The 26,607-nt window shown below is 35.2% G+C and carries 22 protein-coding genes and 1 tRNA gene; 17 read left to right on the forward strand and 6 right to left on the reverse strand.

All coding sequences use genetic code 11. From position 1 onward, the window contains the following. Positions 1-16: 16 nt before the first annotated feature. Entirely contained in the window at positions 17-1,282 is a 1,266-nt protein-coding gene (locus PL77_RS04660) for a hypothetical protein (RefSeq protein WP_044202253.1), read from the reverse strand. Positions 1,283-1,307: 25 nt separating this feature from the next. Beyond that, positions 1,308-3,701, reverse strand: a complete 2,394-nt coding sequence (locus PL77_RS04665) for a TonB-dependent receptor (protein WP_052444172.1) — start codon at positions 3,699-3,701, stop codon at positions 1,308-1,310. A 690-nt stretch (positions 3,702-4,391) separates the two neighbouring features. On the opposite strand from PL77_RS04665, the gene PL77_RS04670 reads away from it, so the two are divergent. From PL77_RS04670 to PL77_RS31475, 8 genes are all read left to right on the forward strand, one after another. Further along, positions 4,392-4,991, forward strand: a complete 600-nt coding sequence (locus PL77_RS04670; RefSeq protein WP_052444173.1) for an RNA polymerase sigma factor — start codon at positions 4,392-4,394, stop codon at positions 4,989-4,991. Positions 4,992-5,041: 50 nt separating this feature from the next. Continuing rightward, positions 5,042-6,004, forward strand: coding sequence for a FecR family protein (locus PL77_RS30245; protein WP_052444174.1), 963 nt, complete (start codon positions 5,042-5,044; stop codon positions 6,002-6,004). A 31-nt stretch (positions 6,005-6,035) separates the two neighbouring features. After that, complete coding sequence (locus PL77_RS04680; RefSeq protein ID WP_044202254.1) at positions 6,036-8,597, forward strand: TonB-dependent receptor plug domain-containing protein; 2,562 nt, start codon at positions 6,036-6,038, stop codon at positions 8,595-8,597. Between the two features lie 234 nt (positions 8,598-8,831). Further along, positions 8,832-9,140 carry a hypothetical protein gene (locus PL77_RS04685; protein WP_044202255.1) on the forward strand — a complete coding sequence of 103 codons (309 nt, stop codon included), beginning with the start codon at positions 8,832-8,834 and terminating at the stop codon, positions 9,138-9,140. A gap of 221 nt (positions 9,141-9,361) precedes the next feature. After that, the gene (locus tag PL77_RS04690) at positions 9,362-11,542 is read left to right on the forward strand and encodes a S9 family peptidase (RefSeq protein WP_044202256.1); all 2,181 of its coding nucleotides are present in this window, start codon (positions 9,362-9,364) and stop codon (positions 11,540-11,542) included. 122 nt (positions 11,543-11,664) lie between these two features. After that, positions 11,665-12,021 carry a helix-turn-helix domain-containing protein gene (locus PL77_RS04695; protein ID WP_052444175.1) on the forward strand — a complete coding sequence of 119 codons (357 nt, stop codon included), beginning with the start codon at positions 11,665-11,667 and terminating at the stop codon, positions 12,019-12,021. Then, on the forward strand, positions 12,021-12,296 hold the full coding sequence (locus PL77_RS31470; protein WP_052444176.1) for a hypothetical protein: 276 nt from the start codon (positions 12,021-12,023) through the stop codon (positions 12,294-12,296). Before PL77_RS04695 ends, PL77_RS31470 begins: the two co-directional genes overlap by 1 nt. After that, a complete protein-coding gene (locus PL77_RS31475) occupies positions 12,277-12,567 on the forward strand; it encodes a hypothetical protein (RefSeq protein WP_052444177.1) in 291 nt (96 codons plus the stop codon). The genes PL77_RS31470 and PL77_RS31475 overlap by 20 nt, the downstream gene beginning before the upstream one ends. A 45-nt stretch (positions 12,568-12,612) precedes the next feature. Here the strand turns inward: PL77_RS31475 and PL77_RS04705 are convergent, their stop codons facing one another. Together PL77_RS04705 and PL77_RS04710 are read right to left on the reverse strand one after the other, a co-directional pair. Further along, positions 12,613-14,235, reverse strand: coding sequence for a sulfatase (locus PL77_RS04705; protein WP_044202257.1), 1,623 nt, complete (start codon positions 14,233-14,235; stop codon positions 12,613-12,615). A gap of 291 nt (positions 14,236-14,526) precedes the next feature. Next, a complete protein-coding gene (locus PL77_RS04710) occupies positions 14,527-16,401 on the reverse strand; it encodes a beta-L-arabinofuranosidase domain-containing protein (protein WP_172665798.1) in 1,875 nt (624 codons plus the stop codon). A gap of 139 nt (positions 16,402-16,540) precedes the next feature. Between PL77_RS04710 and PL77_RS04715 the strand changes: the two genes are divergently transcribed. The 4 genes from PL77_RS04715 (at position 16,541) to PL77_RS04730 (ending at position 20,799) form a co-directional block, all read left to right on the forward strand. Continuing rightward, entirely contained in the window at positions 16,541-17,416 is an 876-nt protein-coding gene (locus tag PL77_RS04715; RefSeq protein WP_044202258.1) for an AraC family transcriptional regulator, read from the forward strand. 130 nt (positions 17,417-17,546) lie between these two features. Next, the gene (locus PL77_RS04720; protein ID WP_044202259.1) at positions 17,547-18,974 is read left to right on the forward strand and encodes a decarboxylase; all 1,428 of its coding nucleotides are present in this window, start codon (positions 17,547-17,549) and stop codon (positions 18,972-18,974) included. A gap of 3 nt (positions 18,975-18,977) precedes the next feature. Next, positions 18,978-19,832, forward strand: a complete 855-nt coding sequence (gene speB / locus PL77_RS04725) for an agmatinase (RefSeq protein ID WP_044202260.1) — start codon at positions 18,978-18,980, stop codon at positions 19,830-19,832. Continuing rightward, complete coding sequence (locus PL77_RS04730) at positions 19,822-20,799, forward strand: deoxyhypusine synthase family protein (protein WP_044202261.1); 978 nt, start codon at positions 19,822-19,824, stop codon at positions 20,797-20,799. The genes speB and PL77_RS04730 overlap by 11 nt, the downstream gene beginning before the upstream one ends. Positions 20,800-21,049: 250 nt before the next feature. Here the strand turns inward: PL77_RS04730 and PL77_RS04735 are convergent, their stop codons facing one another. Then, positions 21,050-21,514 carry a YHS domain-containing (seleno)protein gene (locus tag PL77_RS04735; RefSeq protein WP_044202263.1) on the reverse strand — a complete coding sequence of 155 codons (465 nt, stop codon included), beginning with the start codon at positions 21,512-21,514 and terminating at the stop codon, positions 21,050-21,052. 291 nt (positions 21,515-21,805) lie between these two features. Next, positions 21,806-22,798, reverse strand: coding sequence for a tRNA dihydrouridine synthase DusB (dusB, locus tag PL77_RS04740; protein WP_044202514.1), 993 nt, complete (start codon positions 22,796-22,798; stop codon positions 21,806-21,808). Positions 22,799-23,013: 215 nt separating this feature from the next. Here dusB and PL77_RS04745 point away from each other — a divergent pair, with 215 nt between their 5' ends. From PL77_RS04745 to PL77_RS04765, 5 genes are all read left to right on the forward strand, one after another. Next, positions 23,014-23,940, forward strand: coding sequence for a CPBP family intramembrane glutamic endopeptidase (locus tag PL77_RS04745; protein WP_044202265.1), 927 nt, complete (start codon positions 23,014-23,016; stop codon positions 23,938-23,940). 26 nt (positions 23,941-23,966) lie between these two features. After that, positions 23,967-24,176, forward strand: coding sequence for a putative signal transducing protein (locus PL77_RS04750; RefSeq protein ID WP_044202267.1), 210 nt, complete (start codon positions 23,967-23,969; stop codon positions 24,174-24,176). Then, positions 24,160-24,999, forward strand: a complete 840-nt coding sequence (locus PL77_RS04755) for a phosphatidate cytidylyltransferase (RefSeq protein ID WP_044202269.1) — start codon at positions 24,160-24,162, stop codon at positions 24,997-24,999. The genes PL77_RS04750 and PL77_RS04755 overlap by 17 nt, the downstream gene beginning before the upstream one ends. A 75-nt stretch (positions 25,000-25,074) precedes the next feature. Next, positions 25,075-25,159, forward strand: a tRNA-Ser gene (locus PL77_RS04760). A 149-nt stretch (positions 25,160-25,308) separates the two neighbouring features. Further along, the gene (locus PL77_RS04765) at positions 25,309-26,502 is read left to right on the forward strand and encodes a biotin/lipoyl-containing protein (RefSeq protein WP_044202271.1); all 1,194 of its coding nucleotides are present in this window, start codon (positions 25,309-25,311) and stop codon (positions 26,500-26,502) included. Positions 26,503-26,607 lie beyond the last annotated feature (105 nt).

A 26,607-nucleotide genomic window follows, 5' to 3' on the forward strand; every position in this document is an offset into this window, starting at 1 on the left:
CATCAACTTAAAAACCTTATTTATAAATACCTTGAACGAAGATATTACCGCCATCAAGTTGAGCAGCTTTAGTTGCTTCTGCACCGTCAAACTCCCAGATGTAAGCATCTTCACCAATTGGGCTGATTGCCATATAGAATTTATCACCTTCAACAACACCTGATTGGTAGTACCACATATCAGATTTAGGAACGTCCATTACTTCTACAGTTTTAGCCACTACATCAATGTAAGCGATTTCATATGAGTTATCGTCTTCGATAGTTGTATTATCTAGAGCAACATATCCTTTACCATTTCCAACGTGGTGCCAGTTGATTGCACCAATACTACCTTTACCTCTTCCTAATTTATCAGTGATGTTGAATACATAAGCATCATCATACACACCTTCTTTTGTTAATCTTGTAATAACAACGTCAGAACCTTGAGTAGTCATGTTGATTTGGTATGCGTAATCTTCGTAAACGTGGATAGATTTTGCTCTGTAACCGTAAGTATCACCAATTGATGCATCAGAAGTAACAATGGTAGGGTTGCTTAAATCAGCCCAATCTAAAGCAATAGTAGCTAATGCTTCTGGCTCACGACCTCCACGAGGTTCGCCTACTACGCTATATCCAGTACCATAGAATAATTTACCACCTAATATTGCAGGAGCATCCACTCTGAATACATAATCTTCACCTACAGCAAAAGTACCTAAATCATGCTCTACAAAATCAGTTTCTCTGTTGAATGTCAAACCAGGAACCGCTAATCTCATTACTTGAAGTGTTACTTGCTTACTATCTGTCGCTTCATCAGTAACAGACACTACATTATGAACAAGGATAAAGTCATTAGTACCATCATTTACAGCTGCAAATCTTGGGTATAAACCTAATAATGACTCTACACTGATCTCTTTACCTTTTGTATAACTGTTTTCACCATTATACTCTAATTCGTAAATCATACCCCCACCGTAATCAAGGTTATAAACATAACCGCCGGCAGTTGTAATTCTTGCAGAACGCGTACCATCCATTTCATAGCCATTGCCAAAGAAAGAAAGAGAAGTATCTGCTGAAATATTTGTAGTTGGTTGCATATACACTACCACACTTTCGTCAGGATCAGTAACATCAGCAGCAACGTGAAATACTGTTGGATTATCCTCAATTGGATTTTCTGGAATTAGATTAGATACTTCATCATTTACATCACATGATGACGTTGCAACCATTAAAGAGAATGCTGACATCACTGCAGCAACTTTTGAAAAGTTTGAAAGTTTCATTAGTACGAAAAGTTGATTGTTATTATTATAAGATCGTGTAGTTTACCTTAAAGAAGATACTACGACCAGGTTGTTGAATTGCAAAGTTGTCAAAGACTTGTTCATTGAATATATTCTTCAAGTCCATGCTAACTGCTAATTTATTCTTAGGAAAACGGCAAGACACTCCAATATCATTGACAAATTGTGTAGGGATCATATCCTTATTCGCATCTCCGAAGGTTTCCCAATGACGGTAATACTCATGAATGTATCTCATGTTGTAATACATTGTGAGGTCTCCTTTATTTTTGATCAGTTTACTCAGATTATATCTAACACTTGAATTGAACTGTAGGTATGGCATATTTTTTAATCTTGCACCCTTATAATGATTAATATTACCCTTTATGTCATAGTCAGACCAATAGCGAGTGTCATTATAAGATCCAGCAAAAGAAATTTCTAGATTAGTTCCGTATTCATAATTTGCTTGAAAATCCACCCCTTTTGAAAGTATTTCACCAAAGTTGGAATATATAAACATATCTTGATTTCCTTGTGGCTGTGTTTCACGTTGGATTAGATTTTCAACATCTCTCACGAAAAAATTCGTTGAAAGTGTTAAGCTATTCTGTCCAAAATAGACTTCTCCATAGCGTAATCCTACATTGATATTTTTACTGATCTCAGGTAGTAGATCTAAATTCGCTTTTCCGTTTTGTGCACCATTACCAAATAATTCATCTGGCTCAGGTAATCTTACCGCTTGTTCAGCAGAGAATTGAATAGTCAGCTTCTTCAATAGATCAAAGCTTGTCGCTAATCCATAACTGTATTTTACATCAGAAGTACTGTTATATTCAGGTGTGTATGAATTATTTTCATATTTATGGATCAATATATTTACATCATTGCCATAAGATTTTACGAATATATTTGATCTCAAGCGTGAATTTATTGCTGTGTTAGAATATGATAGGCCTAGTATTGATTTCATGACCTTATAATAATCATTGCTTTTATCATTTTCAGGATCATAAAATTCACTATATCCAGTTCTTTTATAATCTGAAACAACAGCATTGAAATTGAGCACGTTATTATCATTCAATGAATAGGAAACATTCGCTCTATTAATCCATGTACCTTCATTCGTAATATTATGAACAGGAGTATCACCCGCTTCTCCACCTGTAGTTTTTCGTCGAGTAATTTCTCCAAACCAATTATAGACATTCTTGGTGGTATCAACTGTCACTCTATTATTTTTAACATACGAAGTATACAAACTCACCTCTAATCCTTTTGTTAAAAGATTCTTTTTCTGATAGCTTATACTAGGTGCCAAGTTTGATTGTTTAAAATGCCTTTCTCCATAGGCTTTTATCATTGTAGCAGCATGTTGTACTTCTTTATACATATCAGAATAGACCATACTAACAAAAAACTGATCCGCCCATTTCACATCTGTAAATCCTAGATCTAACTTTGCTCCATGTGCTTCGTAAGCATCATTAAAACGTTTTGCTACTACTCGAATCGGCTCTAAAGTTTCTGGATCTTCAACAAATACTTCATTGCCCCACACTTTGTAGTTATTGTCAGAATAATTGTAGTAAACCGACCCTCGAGCTGTTATTCCTGTTTTTTTATTGCGGTAGCTACCATTCAATGAAGCTTGATGTGTATTAAAAGAACCAAAAGAATAAGATCCTGTTAAGGTAGTTTTATTAGTTGCTTTCGTTTTAATATTAACTGCACCTCCCAAAGCATCAGATCCTAATTCTACAGGTACGACACCTTTATAAACCTCTATTTCTTCAATTAAATTGACAGGCAATGAATTTAATGAATAAGATGAACCAAAGTATTCCATTGGAACTCCATCAATAAATATTCTCACTGCATTACCACTCAATCCATTGATACTGTACTTCGCATTAGAACCTAATCCCCCTTCTCTTCTTACAGTAATACCTGCAGACTGATCTAAAAGACTATTCAATTCTACAGATTGTACTGCTATTTCCTCTGTTGTGATCTTTTCAGCAGCAAAACCCTGTTTCTCCATTTTAGTCTTTTCAGACTCCCCAATCACCATGACTTCATCTAACTTTACTTCACTTTCTGACAATGAAATAACTATATTAGATATACCTGAATTTGTGACATTGATATTTTGTGAATAGGTTGTGTACCCTGTACGAGTTACTACTAATTCATGTGGTCCAAGTGGTACCTTAGGCAATCTAAAATGACCATTTGCGTCTGTATAGCCTCCTTTTCTTAGGTCTTTTAACTGGACCGTACAAAAGGGAATACCTTTGTTTGTTTGAGTGTCAATTACTTTTCCAGAAACGATTACTTTATCTTGGCTATAGATTGAAGAGACAGATAGGAGTAGTGAACAGAAAAGAAGTAAGATACGTTGTATCATACAGCTTATATTATATTTGCTTTATTTAGACTAATTTTAAATAACAACGCAAGTATACTATTAAGAATAACTCTAAACAATGTTATTTTCCGATTTCAATAAAATAGCTACATTTTTTTCCGATTTCGATATAACGAACCTGTTTTAAGTATTACAAATAACTAAAATGAATACTCACTCACTTACAATGCTTTTAAATAATTAAAAGAATTGCACTTTTTCAATTCAAAATATGTCATATCTTTGAGGCTTTATCAAACGAATAGATAAATTAGATACGATTACCCCCTATCTTCACATGAGGATAGGAGGTTTATCTCATCTACCCTTTACTAAGTTCTAATGGTCAATAAGGCTACTTTCTTTACATTAGAAATCATCTTTTATTGTTTATAGATAAAAGATTTGATTAACTTAGAGCATGTTTGGAACTGCTCTTTTGTTGAAAATTCATCATTTCAGAACTTGAGTTTATTCATTTAGTAGAAGGTGACACTATAATTTTCTATTCAATAAATGTTCTCTTGATGCTATTATGAGCTATTTTCACTCTTCAAATCTAGTGCGTCTAAACATACTCTTAGCTTTAAGTTCTTTTAGTGTAGAATTATTTTTTAGTAAGCAAACACAACTCTTACAGCATTTTATACTTCAAGTATTTTTTACTCTATCTTAGTTCCATTTCACTAAATGTCACAGGATCTTCAATATTGGAAAAAATTAAAGGAAAACAATGATGCATCAGCCATCAAATATTTTTATGATCAATACATAAAATTATTGTACAAATACGGCTATCATTTTTGTCAGGACGCAAGTCTAGTAGAAGACTGCGTTCAAGATTTATTCCTTAGAATTTGGGAAAAACGTTCTTCTTTGGGTGATACAGACAATGTAAAACTCTATTTGATGGTCTCTCTAAAAAGGAGTATTTATGAAAAAGTAAAAAAGAACTCCAAAACTACCGTCACTGAAGAAGTACCAGAAGATACTTTTGATGTTACTTTCACAATGGAAGAACAAATCATCTCTTCTGAAACAGATCAAATTACAAAAGATAAGCTTTTAGAGTGTCTAGAGACACTTTCTGGAAGACAAAAAGAAGTGATCTACCTCCGATTTTATAATGGTTTCTCTCCGGAAGAAGTCAGTGAAATCATGCAAATCAGTAATCAATCCGTCAGAAATGTTCAAGCTTCAGCGTTGAAGAAAATGAGAAATAACATGGATGACCCTCTACTTTTATTAGTCGTTGGAAAATTAATTGAAAGTTTTTTCAACGAAATATAGTACAAATCAATTTTATAGCTCTTTACTGAATATACCTCACTGATAATAAGATGTCTGCAATTGATAAATATATAGAGAACAAAGATTTCGTCACCTGGGTGTTAGGAGATGTATCTAAAGAGGATTATTGGAATAATTACCTTAAAGATAATCCTGAAGAGAAAGAAAATATTGATAAAGCGAAAGATTGGGTAAAACAAGTAAAAGTCAAAGACCCTTATTTCTCTGCTCAAAGGGAGCGAGAACTATGGGTAGAAATCGATCAGAAAATTTCGAAGACAAAGACACCTACTAAAACCATATCTTTCAAAACTACTTGGTGGAAATATGGTGCAGCCGTCATCGTATTAGGGCTCATTGTGAATTTCTATTTTAGAAACTTTGTCCCACAGCACCATGTTGATACAGCACGCAATGGTTTTACCAACAATATTACCTTACCTGATGGTTCTACTGTAGATCTTAATGCAGGTAGTTCTATTTCTTATGACAAAAAGAGTTTTAACGCCGGCCGTTATATCTCTCTGAAAGGGGAAGCCTACTTCAAAGTAGAAAAGGGGCAGACTTTCCAAGTCAATACCGAAATGGGTACGGTAACTGTATTAGGAACCAGTTTTAATATTTTAGCGAGAAAACAGCAGTGGGTCGTAAGCTGCTATACCGGAAAAGTGGCTGTAAAAGACAATGAAGGAAATCAGGTGATATTAACCAAAGGACAAGAAGCTGAATATAAAAACGGTGGCTTCGTCACCAATGCTCATGCTAAAAAGCAACCCAACTGGCAAAAAGGGTTGTTCAAATACTCTAATGCTACTCTTGAAAGTGTTTTTGAAGAAATTCAAAGACAGTTTGATATTCGCATTATTTATAAAAATTCAGATATACAGAAATTACGCTTTTCAGGTACTATTTCAAATAAATCGTTGGAAAAGGCACTTGATATTATATCCAAATCCATGGATATTAATTACAAGATAGACAATCAGAAAAAAGAAGTTGAAATCTCTTACTAGACATAGTTACGTTTTACTCCTACTTGTCATCTTGAGTCCATTATTACTATGGGCCCAAGGTCCACTTTTTACTGCTCAATATCACGAAGAACCACTGAAAAAAGTGCTCAAAGAAATTGAACATCACTTTGGTGTGTACTTTTCTTTCAATGATAAATTACTCGAAGATAAAAAAGTGGATATTGCTTTTAATGAAGCTACCTTAGAAAAGTCTTTAGTACAAGCACTAGCAGGAAGTGATCTGGAATATGAAGTACTAGATGATCAGTTTATTGTCATCCGAAAAAAAATAGTCCAAAAAATTAATATTAAAGGGATTGTCAGTGACACAAATAATAACACACTTCCTTACACTACAATAGAATCATTAGTAACTCGTAAATACGCTGTTTCTGATGAAAACGGAATGTTTAATGTCTCTGTCCCTGCCAATGATACCTTACTCATCAAATTTCTTGGTTTTGAAGACTTGGCTATACCTGTAGCTGATTTGGATCTTTCTAAGCCATTAGATATTGCACTTAGAGTCAAAAAGCAAAGTCTGCCAGAATTGGTCTACGAAACACAATTAGACTCTATCACATCCTTAATAGATCAACAAAGTAGAGGTAAAAATGTCAAAAATGCAGGCATTGGTAATCTCCCTACTTCTGATCAAGAGGATGTTTTTTATGCTTTAAAACTTTTACCTGGTGTTAGTACAACGGGGTTGTCTTCTGCATTGGAAGTGAGAGGTGGTGAAACGGATCAGAACCTTACACTTATTGATAAATATCCGATGTATCAATTGGATCATTATTTTGGTCTACAAAGCGTTATCAATCCGGATATTACGAACTCCGCGATCCTTTACCCTGGCGGCTATGATTGTCTTTATGGAGCGAGAGTATCGAGTATTTTAGATATTGGTCTCAAAGATCCTCCGCTTTATCATACTGAAGGTAATGTGGGTCTTAGCCTATTAGGATATAAAGCTTATTTATCCACTCCTATTGTTAGAGGAAAGTTAGCGGTACTGGGTACATTTAGAAAGTATCACGGGGCAATAGAAAGGTTGTTATATGATCGGAATTTAGAAACAGGTGAAAGTAAAGAGTTTGCCGATGAGGAACAAAGCGTCAGTATTTACAATCAAAGTGTGAAACCTGATATCGACTATCATGACGCGAACGCTAAAGTCATTTATCAAGTCAATAAAGACCATAGTTTATCATTCAGCTATCTTTTTTCTCAAGACAATTACTTCTCTTCTTTTGATATTCCACTACCACTCAGAGAATCACCAAGAAAAAAGGCACCTAAGCAATCACCTACAAAAACGAATTCAGACACAAGAGAATGGAGCAATAATGCCATGTCTCTAGAATGGAAATCACATTACAACAAAGTGAATTCCAGCGTGTACTTTACATACTCAGATAATACACGAAAAAATGATAGAATTTTCTACCGAAAAGATACCACCAGTAACCGCCCTTTAAAAAAGGTCACTACTTTTGGCTATCAGAAAATGCAAGACATCAGTTTTCATTCTGATCAGCAAATTTTCTTTAAAAATGGCCGTTTAGATGTTGGTGGTATATACACCTATTATTCTGTAGTCAAGGATCTAAAACCTAACGGCTTTTTATTAAAAGAATACGATAGCCTCACTTCGTCCCAATCTGCCGGACTCTATACACAATACAGCTTCTTTCTCAACAAACTATCATTAACGGTAGGGAGTAGAGTATGGTATTACCAACCAAGTCAAAAAGCTTATTTAGCACCAAGAGTTCAAGGGACTTTACCGATTGGTCATGATAATATATTTAGTTTGAAATTCTCTGCAGGAAGGTATTATCAATTTGTCCGAGAGTTATCTGATGAGCTTACCTATGATTCTTATTGGATCATTTCTGACGACGAAAATATACCTGTTATCACTTCCAATCACTTTATTGGTGGAGGTACTTTTAAATGGTTAAAACACGCTTTGGATGTGGAAGGTTACTACAAGCAAAGTACCGGCGAGATGTCTGACCTAACGTTTAGAAATCCAGTTTACTTTAAGAAGTATATTGGTGATGGAGAATCTTACGGAGTAGATGTAATGTATGAGTACAATGCAAGACGTTGGTACTTCTATATGAGCTATGGCTACAATCAATATAACAAACAATACACCCCTAGAGAAGCCGAAAAGAAAAGAACAAGTATACTTCAGTTAGCCAGTATGTATAAAAGAAAAAGATGGAAAGCTGGACTGACATGGGTAGTAAAAAATACTTCTTATGATTTCAATGATCTTCTTAATACTCCGAACCCAATTCCTGGAAATAATAACGAACAACCTAAGACTTCTGATATAGAACCCTATGACATACCTCTGTATCATCGCTTGGACTTTTCTTCTGAATACAACTTTAGAATCGGTAAAAGGATGAAAGGTGAAATAGTACTGACCATTTACGATTTATACAATCAGCAAAATACGGAAGAACGTCAAGTTACACAGGTAGGTCCTGAAAATACCAACAATTATGAATATGTGCTAACGGATATCTCACAACTCGGAATCACCCCAAACCTTTCATTCAACCTGATTTTTTAAGAAAATTCACACAATGTTAAAATAAATTAATAGAAATCTCTTTAATTATTTGTATAAATAATATAACATTTTAAATTTGTGATATAAATCCAGTACGTGAATTACTTAATCTATTCAAAAATCAAATTAACTAAGCAATTGATTTGTCCAATGATTGCTTAATCATTTACACGTCTATAACTACTTATTTTTGCGTGTAGATATGATTTTTTACTACTTATAAATTCTAAATTAATGATGAAAAAGCAGAGTATTAACTATCCGAAGAACTCGCCTCAGGCAGATTTAAACAAAAGAAAAGTAACGTTACTTGAACAGGGATGGAATGAATCCGATCGACTTTACATGGATCGTCTAAAGAAAATGTTGATCGACAGTCAAGGGTACATCGACAAACTACACAAAACTGTCTACGACAAGAACCGCCGAATTAATGACATGCAGAATCACATCTACTTTTTAGAGGATGAACTACATGCATTAAGTCAAGAGAACAATGCTACAGAACTAAATACGACAGTAGTCTACGACGAAGCCGTATAAATTTCTAACAGCATGAACTAAAAATCTTACAATGTAATTAAGCGTTGTAAGATTTTTTTATGCCTTGATTTTTTACCAATCGCTTACTTTCTATATATTTAGGCTGGTAATTTAATTGAGAGTAAACTCATCACTTTTAAGAAAAGGTAAATTGTATACTCTTAGCTCAATTCAAGCATCAATAATTATCTAATTTTTACTTCCATCAACAATCTTTTAATATGAAAAAACGATTATCATTATTAATCGGATTCCTATGTGTGCTTTTCCTATCAGCACATGCACAAAACAAGCAAATAACACTTGAAGATATTTGGAGGGACTATAAGTTCTACCCTAAATCTGTCAATGCTGTTCGCTGGATGAAAGCGGGACAGTTTTACACAAAGTTGAAAGACAACAAAATCATTAAAAATGATGTGACTACTGGACAAGAAGTAGCAACTATTCTTGACGGAAGTTCATTATCTCCTGAAATTAAAATTGGAGGTTATTCTTTTTCTTCTGATGAGCGTCAAATTTTATTAATGACTGAGAGAGAATCGATCTACCGTCGTTCTTATAAAGCAGAATATTTCGTTTACAATTTTGAAACGAAGGCAGTCACTAAGTTATCTCCTAATGGAAAACAATCTTACGCAACTTTCTCTCCTGACGGTAAAAAAGTCGCTTTTGTAAGAGAGAATAACCTTTTTGTAGTGGACCTTGCAGATATGAAAGAAACGCAATTGACTACAGACGGTAAGTTCAATCATATCATCAATGGTTCAGCAGACTGGGTATATGAAGAGGAGTTTTCTTTCGCTAAAGCATTTTTCTGGTCTCCTGACAGCCGTAAAATTGCTTATCAGATCTTTAATGAAACAGAAGTTCCTGAATACAATATGCAACTTTGGGGAGGCCTTTACCCTAATGACTACCGCTTCAAATACCCTAAAGCAGGGGAAAAAAATTCAGTTGTAGCTGTAGCAGTAGTTGACCTTGAAAACGGAAACAAGCATACGAAATTAGATATCGGAACGGAGACAGACATCTATATTCCAAGAGTAAAATGGACAACGGATGCGAATACTGTTTCTATCATCAGAATGAACCGTCTGCAAAATAAATTGGAAATTCTACATGCTGATGCTTCTACAGGTGACAGCAAAGTGATTTTAACAGAAGAAAGTAAGACGTATGTTGACATAGATTACTGTGACAACCTTACTTATTTGAAAGACGGAAAACACTTCATCTACACTTCAGAGATGAGTGGCTATAAGCACATTTATTTATATAATATTGATGGGTCTCAAGTTCGTCAAATCACTTCTGGAGAATGGGAAGTTAGCGAGCTTGTAGGTATTAATGAAAACAGTAAGAAAGCGGTTCTTTATTATGTTTCCAATGAAGTAGCTCCATTAGACAGAGACTTCTACTCTATCGATATTTATGGAAAAAAGAAAATAAAACTTTCTACTAAAAGTGGTCAGACTCATGTCAATATGAGCAATGACTTCAGCTATTATATTGCGAAGCACAGCAACTCAGAAGAGGTATCAACGACTTCTTTATTTAAAACAAAGAAAAATCAATTGGTAAAAGTATTGGAGGATAATGCTGATTTCAAAAAGCTAATTGATAGTTATGGTTTTGTGAAAAAAGAGCACTTTACTTTCACTACTGAAGACAATGTAGAACTTTTCGGTTATATGCTGAAGCCTGCTGATTTTGATGAAAACAAAAAATACCCTGTTTTAATGTTCCAATACTCAGGTCCAGGTTCCAATCAAGTCGCAAATGCATGGGGCGGTGGCAACTTCGCTTGGCATCAAATGTTGACTCAAAAAGGATATATTGTGGCTGTAGTTGACCCTCGTGGTACAGGTTCGAGAGGTAGAGATTTCAAACATGCTACGTACGCTCAATTGGGTAAATTGGAAGCCATTGATCAAATCCAAACTGCAAAATGGTTAGGAAAACAAAACTACGTGGACGCTGGTAGAATTGGTATCTGGGGATGGAGTTTTGGTGGTTATATGTCATCGTTATGTTTATTTACAGGTGCAGATCAATTCAAAATGGCCATCGCCGTGGCTCCTGTTACAACATGGAGATACTATGACACTATTTACACAGAACGTTTCTTGAAAACACCTCAATTAAACCCTTCTGGATACGATGACAACTCTCCTATTAAGCACGTGAACAAACTAAAAGGTAAATTCTTTTTGATTCACGGTACGGGTGATGACAACGTACATGTTCAAAACTCATTCGACTTATCAAATGCATTAATTCAAGCTGGAAAACAATTCAGTGAGTTCTTCTACCCAAATAGAAACCACGGTATCTATGGTGGAAATACAAGACTTCACTTATACCAACAAATGACAGAATTTGTTGAAAATAATCTATAAGTCATTCTTTGACTAAGGCTAGAAATCCCATTGAAATACGTTTTTTCAATGGGATTTTTTAGCAATCAAAATTTTCGAATATTTCAAATAATTTATATATTTGAAATATAAAAGTAAATATTATGATAAACGATAACATCCATAAAATACAACAGATCGAAGTGATTATCAACGGCACCAAGATGATCATAGAAGATCAAGAGAAAATTGAATCCATTACTGCGATTATTATGTCGGATACATTGGCTGAAAAGCCATCAGTTCTCATCACTTCTCAAAAGGCGGCTGATTTATTAGGAATGTCTCGCCCTACTTTAATCAAACTTTCTGAAAATGGTAAAATTCCATTTACGAAAAATGGTAATCGCAGAATGTATTATGAGCAGGACATCAAAAACTATATGTTGAAAAGAGAAAAGAGATCAAAAAGTTTGGAAGGTTTAGCTGATTTATCCGAAGACCTAAATATGGAATTATAATGATTAATTGTGTCTTAGATGCCAATATTTTATATCCTGTATTATTGAGAGATTTATTTCTTTGCCTACATAACAATGACGCAATAAATGCCTTTTGGTCTGAAATAATTCAAGATGAGTGGACTAGAAATTTAGCTTTAAAGAGAAATGAAAATCAACAAAAATATCAGAAAGTTGCCCAAAGAATGAATGCTATTTTTCCTGAATCATGCATTCCTTCAGCATTAATACAATCAAGAATAGATGAAGTAAAAAATGTCAAGAGATTTAGATGATAGACATGTTGTGGCATGTGCTATTGAAAGTAAATCTCGCTTGATTATTACTTATAATATTAAAGATTTTCCAACTGAGGAGTTAGAAAAATGGCATATTACAGCCATACATCCAGACCAATTTATCAGTCAATTCATCGATAAAGAGTTACTTTATATCGCCTTTCAACAGCAACTCAAAATGTATAAAAATCCACCTTATACCAGAGATGAATTATTAGTCTTAATGAAAAATAGAGGATTAATAGAAACCGCTAAATTATTATCTTGAGTAAAAAAATAGGTCATCCCATTTAATGGAATAACCTGTTCAACTTTAATTCAACCCCAATTCCTCCAACCGCTTTAAATCTGCTTTCAACATTTCTTGAGTCAATTGATCAGAGTCTCCGTATTGCTTTCTTAAATCCTTCAATTTCTGATGCAATGCATCTCTTACCTCAGCATAAGAAGGATCAGAATATACATTTTGCATTTCATCAGGGTCCTTTTCTAAATCATACAATTCCCATTCATCAATATCATAATAGAAATGGATCAATTTATAACGTTTTGTTTTGATGCCGTAATGACGCTTAACGCCGTGAATGCCCGGATATTCATAATAATGATAATATAAAGCATCTCTCCAATCTGTAGTCTTTTGCTCCATCAATGGAATTAAAGATGCACCTTGCATATCATTTGGTACTTCCACACCTGCCACTTCTAAGAAACTTGGAGCATAATCAATATTCTGCACTAAATCTTTATTGACTGATCCTGCTTTAATATGTCCTGGCCATCTTACCATCAATGGTGTTCTGAAAGACTGCTCGTACATAAATCTTTTGTCAAACCAACCATGTTCACCTAAATAAAAACCTTGATCAGAGGTATAGACTACAATTGTGTTTTCAGCTAAACCCGTTTTATCTAAATAATCCAACAGACGGCCTACATTTTCATCTACACTCACCAATGTCCCCAAATAATCTTCCATATAACGTTGGTATTTCCAAGCCGTCAATTCTTTTCCTTTTAAATCACTGTTTTTAAAATCTTCATTGATAGGACCATACACTTCCTCCCATTTTGCCTTTTCTTCAGGTGTCATTCTTTTCAAGTTCTTGGAATAGGCAAAATCATACCATCCCATAAAAGGCTTAAAACCTTTGGCATCTCTTATTTCGGGTTCAACTTTAGTATCGTTGGTCAATCCCATATGATCAGAGATTCTCATTTCTGCCTCCTTGGACGCTTTTCCCCTGCCCTTATAATCATCAAACAAAGTGGCAGGCTGTTTTATTTTCTGATCTTTAAAAGCTTGAAGGTGCTCCATGGCTACCATCCATTCACGGTGAGGTGCTTTATGATGCACCATCAACATAAACGGCTCATCGTTCTCTTTTCTTTTCTCTAAATAATCAATGGCTTTATCCGTGATAATATCCGTTACATAACCTTTTTCATTGATCATACCGTTTGGCGTTCTGAAGTCAGGTTGATAATAATCTCCTTGATCTGGCAATACTTCCCAATAATCAAAACCTGTTGGCTGAGATTTCAAGTGCCATTTCCCCACAATAGCAGTTTCGTAACCCGCATTCTGTAAGATTTTCGGATAGGTGATTTGTGTAGAATCAAATACATCCAAATTGTCTTTCACCGAATTCAAATGGCTCATTTTCCCAGTCAAAGTCACCGCCCTACTTGGTGAACAAATAGAATTAGAAACATAAGCATGATCAAAACGCATTCCTTCATGGGCCAATCTATCAATGTTGGGTGTCTGAATTAAAGATGTATCATAAGCGCTGATGGCTTGATAGGCGTGATCATCAGACATGATATAAATGATATTGGGTCGTTTCGTTTTCTCTTCCATTTTCTTTTCCTGACAAGAAAACAGCAGGGTACTCAATGCAAGAGTGATGATAAGGGTCGTAATATTTTTCATTTCTTATTTTGTATTTAGCAAACTAAATTACCGTAAATTTTCAATCGACATTTCTGCAACCTTTTGAGGTCCTACTTTCAAGGTCAGGGAAGTACTACCAAATGAATTAGGTAGAAAGCCTACTGGCGCGAATGTTAAACGTTAGTGTCATTCGTGTCCTACAGATCATTAGAAATCTCCTGATTTCTAAACGCTATAAATAACGAAAACTTAGTTTACATTGTATTTAACAGTTATATGTTGAGCATGCTTGACAAAATACCAAACATGCTCTCTCTATTCATTTCAATTCTAAAATACTGATTTTCTTAATACGGTTGCCCCTAAAGGCTTCATCGTTGAAGTTACTTTTTTACCTTCTGTATTCTTAAAACCCATTTCCAACGTCACACTTTCAAAAGGATTTTCGCCATCAATCTGCTGAACTTTCATACGCGAGTTAGTTGCTAATGTGTAAGTCGCTTTTTCATCCTGACTGTAAGCGTATTTCTGATCTTTGAAATCACCTTTCCATACTTTCACCTCTTCAGCAACTCCTTCTAAAGGCAGTGCAAACAATAATGGACCATAAGAAACATACGTTCCTTGTTTTTCTTGATGGATTTCTGGTGAGAATCCCATTTTAATGGTTATGGAAGACTTATCCACATCACTTGGTACAATCACATATCCTTTATTGTTCGCTGAAAATTCTTTTCCATTGATTTCAAACTTTTCAGCCCATTGTGGTACTCTTAGTACTAAATCAAATACCGTATTTCCTGAGATTTTTAATTCTACTTGATCAGAAGCCGGATAATTGGTCACCTGTTCTACGGTTACTTTTTTTCCATTGACTCTTGATGTAAAACTGGAAGGACCATATAAATCTAAATAAAGGGCATTTCCTTCAGCCTGCCACATATTTTGAATATAATAAGGATAGATTCTTCCGGCATTCGGTGCACAACAAACCGCTATATCTTTGTGTACGGGAGAATATTTAAAACGATTTTCTTTTGATTCTTTACACTCATGATCATTGATATGACCGCACATCGAATACGAATTATCACTCTTACAATACGCAATAGAAGATTGATGCGGATGTCTAGCTCCTTGAGCGGCATTGAAAAGCAACCACTCTATTTTATCTGCCCAAGCACTGTTATGATCAAATTTATTCAACACGGCATAGCTGTCTAGTAATTCCTGTAATGAGCAATATTCATAACCTGTGCTATCTGCATCAGCATGTCTACCGAAAATCCATTCATCACCAATCGGACCTCCGCTAACACTGACTACATCTTCCAGCTTTTCTAAATAATGCTGTAAACCTTCTTTGTACTTAGGATCATCTGATGTGTAAGCCGCTAAAGTCAAACTTCTCAAATGTTCATAAGTATGCACTCCGTGTCCTTTGAACTTATAATTTTTGTCCGCTAAGTTTTTCAACAAAATATCCTCTTCTGCCATTTGATGAAGATTATAATCGTCCAACAAGAATTTGGCAAAGTCTAAATATTTCTGTTCTCCAGTGATATCATACAGTTGGTCACAAACATCCGTAAACGTCAATCCATGTCCTACTCCTGCAAAAGGCTTTACAGTTTTAAAAGGAGTCGATTGCCCAATTGGATAAGCTTCCATTGTCACCTCAACTGCTTTGATAACGGCATCCAATACTTTCTGATCGTTGGTAGATTCATAGTATGCGAGCAAACCTCTAAATAAAGACGCTTGTGCCCATAATTCCCCATTTTCGGTGGTATGATCATAACGTAAATCATCGGCGTAAACACCTATGTATCCATCAGGATCTTGAGTAGCCAACTTATCATTGACATACTTCACTACTTTAGCTATCGCTTCTTTGTCACCAGTTAGTAAAGCATTTCTGATATAGCCGTCCCACCAATTCGATTGGGTTTCTGAGTTCCACCATAAGAACTGCACATTCCACTCTCCTTCAGAATTGACTGCTCCAACATCTTTTGATTTTACTTTTTTGGTTAATCGATCTTTGCCATAAATATCATCTTCAATGATCAAGTCGGGAACGAGCTCATCCAAGTGTCCCACAAAACCCTCTTTGAGATCATATTCCATTTGTTCTTTGATCCAACCTTCCGGCTGAATGTCTCCAAATTGAACTGGCGGTATAGGTGCATTCGCTTTTTTCATTTCATTACATGCATTTAAAAGAAATACTAGAATGGGAAGTATTAGGTATAAGTTCTTCATTTTGTACATCTTATGGTGAATCAATACTCAAAAGTAATGTACAAAAAGGCATTAAACTTTGTGTATTTTTTCAAACACTATGCATATATTGTCTTTATTATTTAATTCAATAAATTTTAAGGAAAATATCAAAGCAAAAAGAGAATATACTGAGCAATCTTCCGCTTCATTTAAAGTCTTCAAAGTGGAACAGAAAGCGTTTACGGCGTATTGGCATTATCATCCAGAAATTGAACTCACTTATATTACCAAAGGAAGTGGATTACGGTTTGTAGGCGATGAAGTCAGCACTTTTGAAGAAGGTGATTTTATTTGGGTTGCTCCCAATGTACCGCATCAGTGGGTTTCCTCTAAAGAAGTGGAAGAAGTGGAGGCGTATGTCATTCAGATCGATCAGGAAAGATTAATGCAAATTCCAGAATTAAAAGACCTTTTCAACCAATTCCAACATAAGATAAGCGGACTGAATTTCACACCTGTTGAAACATCTTTAAAGCATTTTGCTACTACTCTTTTCAATACTAAAAACAGTACTTCTCAATTTTTTAAGCTACTTGAATTACTTCATCAATTAAGTCAACAGAAGGGAGAACTCATTCCTATGATGAAAAACAGCACGCAACAAATTATTGGGAATGAACGACTAGATATTATTCATCGGTTCATTTTTGAAAATTATCAACAGCAAATTGAATTAGAAGCTTTGGCTACTAAAGTCAATATGACCAAAACCTCTTTTTGCAGATGGTTTAAACAGGCGAAAGGGATCAGTTTTGTGGCTTATCTACATCAATTTAGGATTGAGCAGGCTTGTCATCTTCTTAAAAACACTAGGCGCTCTAAAAGTCAAATTGCCTATGAAGTAGGATTTGACAGTATCAGTCAGTTTAATCGTACTTTCAAGAAAATTAAGGGAGTCTCGCCATCAGAATTTTCTAAAATTATTTCTTTATAAAAAAGAGAGCATACTTTTTCAACCCAAACTAAAACAAATTACTCTTAAACATGTTAAAATTCAGTATATTATGAAATGAACATTACAATATGCTCAGATAATAATTAACTAACTATTTTCTAATTACTGGATGAAAAATAAGTACTTTGACCTGATCGATCAGACCTACTATTTTCCGCAGGAAGGTTTTGATCTGAAACAGGATTCCTTGGCTTTTCATGGAATCAGTTTAAAACACCTCATCGAAAAATATGGAACCCCATTTCGGTTTTTCTATTTGCCTAAAATTGGAGAACAGATCAAAAAAGCACGCAACTTATTTAATAGAGCAAGAAAAAGACATGGATACAATGGCAGTTACAATTACTGCTATGTGACCAAGTGTAATCACTTCTCTCATGTGGTTTCTGAAGCACTGAAATTTAATGTTAATCTTGAAACTTCCTCTACGTTTGATATCAACCTCATTCAAAGCTTGTATGCTGAAGGGAAAATCGATAAAGAACGAAAAATACTTTGCAACGGCTATAAGACGGACAATTACCTCAAGAAAATCATAGAACTACAAGAATCGGGATTCTCTAACATTACCATCATATTAGATGGAAAAAATGAACTCAAACGCCTTCTACATTTTGTTCAGGAATCGGATCAGGTGTATAATATAGGTGTAAGAATTGCCATCAATGGCGAGCCGGGCTCTCCTTATAATACTTCTCGATTAGGAATACCTAGCAGTGAGATTGTGGAGTTTGTTAAAAATGAAATCAATCCATTAGACAATGTAGAACTGAAAATGATGCATTTCTTTGTGGACTCCGGCGTGAAGGACACTCTCTATTATTGGAGAGAGTTTCAGAATGCATTGTTTACTTATGTCAAACTCAAAGAGGTTTCTGAGTCCCTAGATTCTTTTAATATCGGTGGTGGTTTGCCTATTCGAAACAATCTTGGTTTTGAATACAACTATGATGATATCATCAATAATATTGTTTCGACTATCAAGGAAACGTGCTCTGAACACAAAATCGATGACCCGCATTTATTTACTGAGTTCGGGAAATTTACCGTAGGTGAAAGTGGAGCTATTATTTTTCAAGTTCTCGACCAAAAACATCAAAACGATACAGAGTGCTGGTACATCGTCAACAATAGTTTGATGAATACGATCCCGGATGCATGGTCTATTCATGAAAAATTTATCCTTCTTCCGATAAATAAGTGGCAGAATCGATACAGGAAAGTAATTATTGGTGGTATTTCTTGTGATCACTCAGACTATTATAATTCAGAAGATTTAAACCAAGAAGTACTCTTGCCAGAATATAGTGAAGAAGATGAAGAGCCACTCTACCTTGGCTTCTTCCATACGGGTGCCTACCAAGATGCCATCTCAGGTTATGGTGGAATCAAACACTGTCTTATCCCCTCTCCTAAACATGTGATTATTGACAGGGATGAGAAAGGAAATATTGTGGATTATGTCTATAGAAATGAGCAATCTGTAGAGGACATGTTCCATTTATTAGGGTATAAAGGAACAAACGAAACGGAATAGCTTATGCCAAATTTTGCAGGTTTAGAAGATGAATTTTGCCAAAAAGACACGGCAAAAGTATGGTTGCAATCCATTCCATATGACGGCACAAGCACATGGGGAAAAGGCGCTGACAAATCCTTTGTTCCTTTTCTTGATGCATTGGAAAATATGGAACTCTATGACATAGAAACGAATTCTGAAGTCTATCATGAAGGTGTTCATATTCTTGATCCAATCACTGAAAAAAGCACTCCCGAAGCGGTTTTTAAGGCCATCTATGAAAGTACAACAGAGCTTTTAAAGACGGATAAGTTCCTGACTTTCTTCGGCGGTGAGCATTCTATTAGTATAGGAATTATAAAGGCTTTTTATGAGAAGTTTGACAACCTGACTGTATTACAACTGGATGCCCACACGGATCTACGCCCCTCTTATTTAGGTACGCCTTATAATCATGCATGTGCTGTTTATGATGCTAGTGTGAATACAAATCTGATACAAGTGGGTATCAGAAGTATGGACATTTCAGAAATGAAATACCTCAATAAAGAAAAAACCTACTTTGCTGAAGAGATTTATGGTACTACAGAATGGATGCAAAAGTCTATTGATCAAATGACAGATGACGTTTTTATCACAATCGATCTTGATGCTTTTGACCCCTCTATCATGCCCTCTACCGGTACTCCCGAACCTGGAGGTTTACTTTGGAACCCTACCATTCAATATTTAAGAAAAGTATTTGAGCAAAAAAATGTGGTGGGTTTTGATATCGTTGAATTGGCTCCAATCAAAGGCCTCAAAGGTCCTGATTTTTTGGCCGCCAAACTCTACTACAAATTGTTAAGTTATAAATTTAAATTCAATGGGAAATAAAGGACCAATTACCGAATTCATGCTTGCCCACTACAAGCATTTTAATGCCGCTACTTTAATTGATGCATCAGAGGCTTATGTAAATCACTTAGGAGAAGGAAAGAAAATGTTAGTTTCTCTAGCCGGTGCCATGTCAACCGCAGAGCTCGGTCGATCTTTTGCAGAGATGATCCGACAAGATAAAGTACATATTGTCTCTTGTACAGGGGCCAACCTCGAAGAAGATGTAATGAATCTGGTGGCACACAATCATTATGAAAGAGTACCCAACTACAGAGACCTTACACCAGAGGATGAATGGAATTTACTAGAAAGAGGCTTGAACCGAGTAACGGATACTTGTATTCCTGAAGAAGAAGCATTTAGAAGAATACAAGAACATATTTTCCAAATATGGAAAGAGGCTGAAGAAAAAGGAGAGCGTTATTTCCCTCATGAGTTTCTTTATAAATTATTGTTATCAGGTATTTTAGAACAGTACTATGAAATTGATCCTAAAAATAGCTGGATGTTGGCCGCTGCCAAAAAGAATATACCTATTGTAGTTCCTGGCTGGGAAGACTCAACACTCGGTAATATTTTCGCCTCTTATTGTATTAAGGGTGAATTGAAAACTTCCACCATGAAATCGGGAATTGAATACATGACTTTCTTGGCAGATTGGTATACCGAAAATGCAACAGATTTAGGTATTGGTTTTTATCAAATTGGCGGTGGTATCGCCGGTGATTTCCCTATTTGTGTGGTGCCTATGCTCTATCAAGATTTAGAAAGAACAAACACGCCATTCTGGAGTTATTTCTGTCAGGTTTCAGATTCCACTACTTCTTACGGTTCTTATTCAGGAGCAGTTCCCAATGAAAAAATCACTTGGGGTAAATTAGATACAAAATCTCCAAAATTCATTGTAGAATCGGACGCAAGTATTGTCGCTCCTCTGATGTTTGCTTATATACTGGGCTGGTAAATTAAACTAAGTTTTCGTTAATTAAGACAATTCCTTTTATGATGGATAAATGGTAGTGTATTGTGATTCGTGAGGAATGAAATTTAGCTTTTGACTTCTAAGCCTAGATTTTTTGCTTCGTTTTTCATCAATGGAAAAATGAAGAAGAAGGAAGCTTGAAAGTAGATCATCAAAACTTGCAGGAATGTCGATATAAAGTTGAAAAAATAAAAAAGAGTAATCCCATTTACTTAGGATTACTCTTTTTATGTTAATTGACAAGTTTATTCCAATTGGCATCTGCTTTCTTTTCTAACTTATCAGGCCCTTCCTCATGCCAATACTCTTTGGTATTCGAAAAGAACTTATTGTAAAAAAGCATCAGCCTACCATTCTGGACAACGAAGGTTTCGTAGTTAACATCTACTTTCTCTCCTTTGTCTGCCATGGCATAAGCACACCAACCACCATAGGCAGGAAGGTACTTTTCTGGATTGGCTAAAAACTTATCAACATGCTTCTGTGAAATAAATCGATATTCAGCACCTTTGTATTCCGCTGTGAATTCTTTTTCACCTTCAACCGCTTTTGTATCGAAGTAACTCACAACATCGTAGCCACCAACTGCCAATTTTCCTTTCGAAAGATTTAAGTCTTGTGTGGTTTGTGAATAACTCCATTGGTTTAAACTGAAAAAACAAAAGAATACAAACAGTACCTTCAATTTAAATTTCATAGTAGATAGTTATTTTGAGCGAAAATTTTTAAATACCAACACTGTTGTTGATATCTTTTTGATTTATGTTCTTATACTGATTTAATAGTGAAAAGTTGTTCACATATTGAAAAAAATATTTTCAAACACGTTTAAAAGCTTCAAATTATCAACTTACCAACATCAATAAATTGTAGAAAAATGAGCGTATATGCTACTTTATCAACAGTTTGACACAAAATAAAAGGGATAGAGTTTTGCATTAAAAAAATACAAAACTTTATCCTCATTATTTCTATTTCTAATCCTGAACTAGTAGATCACTTGCTTGTCAAAAGCTTCTTCTACCTCTGAAAGGATATTCATTACCTCATCGTGCGTCATTGCTTCCACCAACTGAGTTCTGAAAGGTTTGAAATGTTGTACACCTTTAAAATAAGTAGTGTAGTGTCTTCTCATTTCAAAAATACCCGTTTTATCTCCTTTCCACTCTACTGAGAAGTTCAGATGACGTTTTACAGTATCAATTCTTTCTTGGATTGATGGAGGGTCAAGGACTTCTCCTGTTTCCATGTAGTGCTTGATTTCTCTGAAAATCCAAGGATAACCAATAGAAGCTCTACCAATCATGATCCCGTCAATACCGTATTTCTCTTTGTACTCCACTGCTTTTTGAGGAGAATCAATATCACCATTACCAAAAATTGGAATGTGGATATCTGGATGGTTTTTCACTTCAGCAATTGGATTCCAATCTGCCACACCTTTGTACATCTGCTGACGAGTACGGCCATGAATTGTCAATGCCTGCACACCTACATCTTGAAGTCTTTTCGCTACTTCTAAAATGCGAATATTGTCGTGATCCCAACCCAAACGAGTTTTTACGGTAACAGGTTTTTTCACCTGCTTCACAATTTCTTCGGTCATCTTTTGCATCTTGTCGATGTCCAAAAGAATACCTGCTCCAGCTCCTCTACCTGCCACTTTCTTAACGGGACAGCCATAGTTGATATCAATAATTTCTGGATTTGCTTCTTCAGCAATAGCCGCAGCCTCTCTCATTGATTCAATCTTCTCTCCGAAAATCTGAATACCAATTGGGCGCTCATAATCGTAGATATCTAATTTCTGACGACTCTTTACTGCATCACGAATTAACCCCTCTGCAGAAATAAACTCTGTATACATTAAGTCTGCACCGTTTTCCTTACAAACCGCTCTGAAAGGAGGGTCACTCACATCTTCCATTGGTGCTAACAGTAATGGAAAATCTTTTATTTCTAAATCCCCTATTTTTACCACTTTTCTATAGCTTTTAATACGTTTAGCAAAGTATGAACTTCCTGATTCCAATCGTGCGATTACTACACTTATTAAAAGAAGTGTATCTTTGCTATCATTAGTGAACTCTATTAAAACACTTTAGGTTCCTAAATTCCTAATTATGAGTCAATTCATAACAACTATTAGGAATATTAGACCTTATTTGTTTTAAAATACAAATGTAATAAAAGAACATGACAGACCATATTCAAGCACAAAATCCTGGATATTTCTTTAAAAAATTTCTTTTACTTATCCTTTTTGTGATCATGGCCACGTTTGTTGGCCAAGCTGTTATAGTGGGTGTTTTGTTACCGCTGTATGACTTTAGTGTCGAAGAAGTATTTAACCAATTATCGCATAAAGACAACAGAATGGTAATGCTTACCGTTCAAGGAATTTCTGCACTTTTCACCTTTATCTTGGGGCCATTAACTTATGGCTACTTTTATGATCAAAAGTTTACAGAACAGCTAAGTAAAAAGCTTCCAGAAAAAAGCCAATTACTTCTAAGTATGATTGTCATTGCAGTATTTCTACCTTTGGGTTCCGCTTTGCTGGTATGGAATCAAAATATAGAACTTCCCGCTGCATTTCATGATTTAGAAGTAATCATGAAAGAAACAGAACTTCATTTAGCAAAACTGACTATATTCCTTGTCGATTTTCAAAGTTTTCCAGAGTTCCTTGTTGGTTTTCTTGTGATTGCCATTTTTGCAGGGGTAGGTGAAGAACTTCTATTTAGAGGGTATGTTCAAGGCTATATCGAAGGGATGTTAAAAAATGCACATCTAGCGGTTTGGGCTACTGCTTTTATTTTTTCAGCGATTCATTTACAATTTTATGGTTTCTTTGTAAGAATGTTCTTGGGAGTATTGCTAGGATATTTATTTTTGTGGTCAGGTAGAAGTTTATATCCAGCTATATTAGCCCATATTACCAATAATGCCATCACTGTTATTAGCGTTTATGTAAATAAAGAGGAAATATTAAAAGAAATGGCAGATCCATTTTCAACGGAAGCTCCGGAATGGTATATTGTAATACTGTCTACAATTTTTGCTTTTGGATTTTTATTTTTTTACAAAAAAAGAGGAGAAAAATTGTCTTTTAATCACTAACCTAAGATTCAATAAACAACAATAACATGGATAATTGGGAAAAAGTGTTTGCTAGCGATCAGCTATATCAGGCCGAAATCGTGAAGGAAACATTAGAAGCACGTGGTATAAATGCCGTTATTTTAGACAAAAGAGATTCTTCTTACAATAACTTCGGTTATAGAGAAGTTTATGTTGAGAAATCTGTTGCTGAACAAGCAACACAAATTATTAAACAAGATGTTCAATTTGAATAAAAGCTCCGAACTCACTCAACGTGTCATCGTTGGATTTTTAGGGGGTGTTGGTATGCTGGGTGCCATCTACTACGGAGTTTGGACCTATTTTATTTTATTTTTAATTATCAGTGTCGCTACCATCCTAGAGTTTTATCAACTACTACGTTTGGAGTCGCACTTACCTCTGCGTACTTATGGTACTTGCTTAGGGATTCTAATTTACTGCCTAACGTTTTTTATCGAATTAGATATAATTGAAATGAAGTGGCTGTACCTTGTCTTTTTAGGCTTTTCGTCAGCTTACCTCATTAAGCTTTACAATAAGAAAGACGATAAACCATTTAAAAACTTAGCTTATACCTTTTTGGGAGTAATGTATGTCGCTGTACCTTACTCTATGATTCACGCTTATGTATTTTTTGATACAAAATATCATTATGAAATACTTATAGGAGCCATGCTTATTTTATGGGCAAATGATTCAGGGGCTTATTTCTCGGGAAAAACTTTTGGACGAAGAAAACTTTTTGAAAGAGTTTCTCCAAAGAAAACTTGGGAAGGAAGTATTGGAGGAGCAGCACTAGGTGTTACGGTAAGTTTGATCTTCTCGCATTTCTATACTTCTTTGGAAGCTTGGAGATGGGTGACCATTGCCATTATCATTGTAGTCACGGGCACTTACGGAGACCTTGTTGAATCACTTTTCAAGAGATCAATGAGTATTAAAGATTCTGGAAAAACATTGCCTGGACATGGTGGTTTCCTAGATAGATTTGATGGTTTATTACTCTCTGCACCCTTTATTGCAGCGTTTTTGAAGTTATTTCCACCAAATTTATAAAAAATACAGCAAATATTTGGATTGTATAAATTCATCCCACATATTTGCACCCGCTATCACACAAAGATAGCACATAGAGAGTTGGCAGAGTGGTCGAATGCGGTGGTCTTGAAAACCATTGTACCGCGAGGTACCGGGGGTTCGAATCCCTCACTCTCTGCAAACACAAGGCATCAAATCTTACGGTTTGATGCTTTTTTTATGCCCTTTATCTTCTCAATCCTTATTTTCTTTTCCTACAAAATATGTTGTCATTCTATGATTTTATAATGATATTATGATCAATATTTTCCAATTAATACACTACAAATGCTAAGCAAACTACTTCAGTTCTTCAGTGCTTCTAAAGGCACTACCCCTAGAACAAAACCTACGGGTCAAAACCTTCAAATGACCAAAGTTGAAATACCAAAAAGCGGTGAAGCTATTAGAATGCCTAAAATGATGGATGATATGAAATCTGGCATTATTTCGAAATGGCATGTAAAAATAGGTGACATGGTAAAAGCGGGTGATATAATTGCCGATGTGGAAACGGATAAAGCAACAATGGAATTAGAGAATTATGAAGAAGGTACTGTCACTTATATAAATCCTAAAAAAGAAGTATTGGTGAATGACGTCATAATGGTCATTAATCCCATAAACCCAAAAAGAAAAAATATTTTTGAACACAAGGACCTTACCATAACTGAAATAGATATTCCTGAAGGAAGCGTAGCTGTAAGGCTACCTATGATCTTTGATAATATGAAAATGGCTCATGTCACTGAATTATTCACTGAGGTGGGTAAAGAAGTTAAGAAAGGAGACATTTTAGCTGAAATTGAGACGGAAATAGGTGTAATGGAATTAGAAAGCTATGATGATGATGGAATAATCACTTACATCAACCCTAAAAAGGAACTGTTGGTGAATGAAATTATCATGATCATAAAAGGTCTGAATACCAACCCAACTGAAACTAAAACCTCCGAAAATATAGATAATGATAGCTTAGAAATCCCCAATGTAGAGGTACCAAAAAACGGTAAGGCTGTTATAATGCCTAAAATGATAGACAGCATGAAGTCTGCCATTATTTCAAAATGGCATGTAAAACTTGGTGACATGGTAAAAGAGGGAGATATACTTGCGGACGTTGAAACAGACAAAGCAACAATGGAATTAGAGTGTTATGATAATGGAATAGTCACTTACATCAACCCCAAAAAAGAAATCTTGGTAAATGACACCATCATGGTCATTGGTAGTCATGAATCTATTGAAGAAAAAGAAGAAGACCTTGTGAAGGTTCCATCGCTTGGTAGAGATATCAACACCGTCACCATTTCTAAATGGCTCGTAGAAATAGGTGATCATGTAAAAGTGGATGATCCTTTGGTAGAACTTGAATCTGACAAAGCTACATTTGAGTTGGTCGCCGAAAGAGATGGAATCATTAAGTGCATTACAAATGATAAAGAAGTCAAAGTAGGTGACACTATTTTAAAATACAGTTAATACATAGTGAACTAAGCTTTGGGTAACTTACAATTGATTATTGTGCAAGATTTTATAGGATCTACTTTCAAACTTCCTTCTTCTTCATTTTTGTCTTAACACAAA

It is taken from the genome of Flammeovirga sp. OC4 (genome assembly GCF_000812565.1).
In the GTDB taxonomy this organism is placed as follows: Bacteria; Bacteroidota; Bacteroidia; order Cytophagales; family Flammeovirgaceae; genus Flammeovirga.

Bases quoted from the DNA above. Each gene is read 5' to 3' on its own strand.
- PL77_RS04660 (WP_044202253.1), bottom strand. From the start codon at position 1,282: ATGAAACTTTCAAACTTTTCAAAAGTTGCTGCAGTGATGTCAGCATTC.
- PL77_RS04665 (WP_052444172.1), bottom strand. From the start codon at position 3,701: ATGATACAACGTATCTTACTTCTTTTCTGTTCACTACTCCTATCTGTC.
- PL77_RS04670 (WP_052444173.1), top strand. From the start codon at position 4,392: ATGTCACAGGATCTTCAATATTGGAAAAAATTAAAGGAAAACAATGAT.
- PL77_RS30245 (WP_052444174.1), top strand. From the start codon at position 5,042: ATGTCTGCAATTGATAAATATATAGAGAACAAAGATTTCGTCACCTGG.
- PL77_RS04685 (WP_044202255.1), top strand. From the start codon at position 8,832: ATGATGAAAAAGCAGAGTATTAACTATCCGAAGAACTCGCCTCAGGCA.
- PL77_RS04690 (WP_044202256.1), top strand. From the start codon at position 9,362: ATGAAAAAACGATTATCATTATTAATCGGATTCCTATGTGTGCTTTTC.
- PL77_RS04695 (WP_052444175.1), top strand. From the start codon at position 11,665: ATGATAAACGATAACATCCATAAAATACAACAGATCGAAGTGATTATC.
- PL77_RS31470 (WP_052444176.1), top strand. From the start codon at position 12,021: ATGATTAATTGTGTCTTAGATGCCAATATTTTATATCCTGTATTATTG.
- PL77_RS31475 (WP_052444177.1), top strand. From the start codon at position 12,277: ATGTCAAGAGATTTAGATGATAGACATGTTGTGGCATGTGCTATTGAA.
- PL77_RS04705 (WP_044202257.1), bottom strand. From the start codon at position 14,235: ATGAAAAATATTACGACCCTTATCATCACTCTTGCATTGAGTACCCTG.
- PL77_RS04710 (WP_172665798.1), bottom strand. From the start codon at position 16,401: ATGAAAAAAGCGAATGCACCTATACCGCCAGTTCAATTTGGAGACATT.
- PL77_RS04715 (WP_044202258.1), top strand. From the start codon at position 16,541: ATGCATATATTGTCTTTATTATTTAATTCAATAAATTTTAAGGAAAAT.
- PL77_RS04720 (WP_044202259.1), top strand. From the start codon at position 17,547: ATGAAAAATAAGTACTTTGACCTGATCGATCAGACCTACTATTTTCCG.
- speB (WP_044202260.1), top strand. From the start codon at position 18,978: ATGCCAAATTTTGCAGGTTTAGAAGATGAATTTTGCCAAAAAGACACG.
- PL77_RS04730 (WP_044202261.1), top strand. From the start codon at position 19,822: ATGGGAAATAAAGGACCAATTACCGAATTCATGCTTGCCCACTACAAG.
- PL77_RS04735 (WP_044202263.1), bottom strand. From the start codon at position 21,514: ATGAAATTTAAATTGAAGGTACTGTTTGTATTCTTTTGTTTTTTCAGT.
- PL77_RS04745 (WP_044202265.1), top strand. From the start codon at position 23,014: ATGACAGACCATATTCAAGCACAAAATCCTGGATATTTCTTTAAAAAA.
- PL77_RS04750 (WP_044202267.1), top strand. From the start codon at position 23,967: ATGGATAATTGGGAAAAAGTGTTTGCTAGCGATCAGCTATATCAGGCC.
- PL77_RS04755 (WP_044202269.1), top strand. From the start codon at position 24,160: ATGTTCAATTTGAATAAAAGCTCCGAACTCACTCAACGTGTCATCGTT.
- PL77_RS04765 (WP_044202271.1), top strand. From the start codon at position 25,309: ATGCTAAGCAAACTACTTCAGTTCTTCAGTGCTTCTAAAGGCACTACC.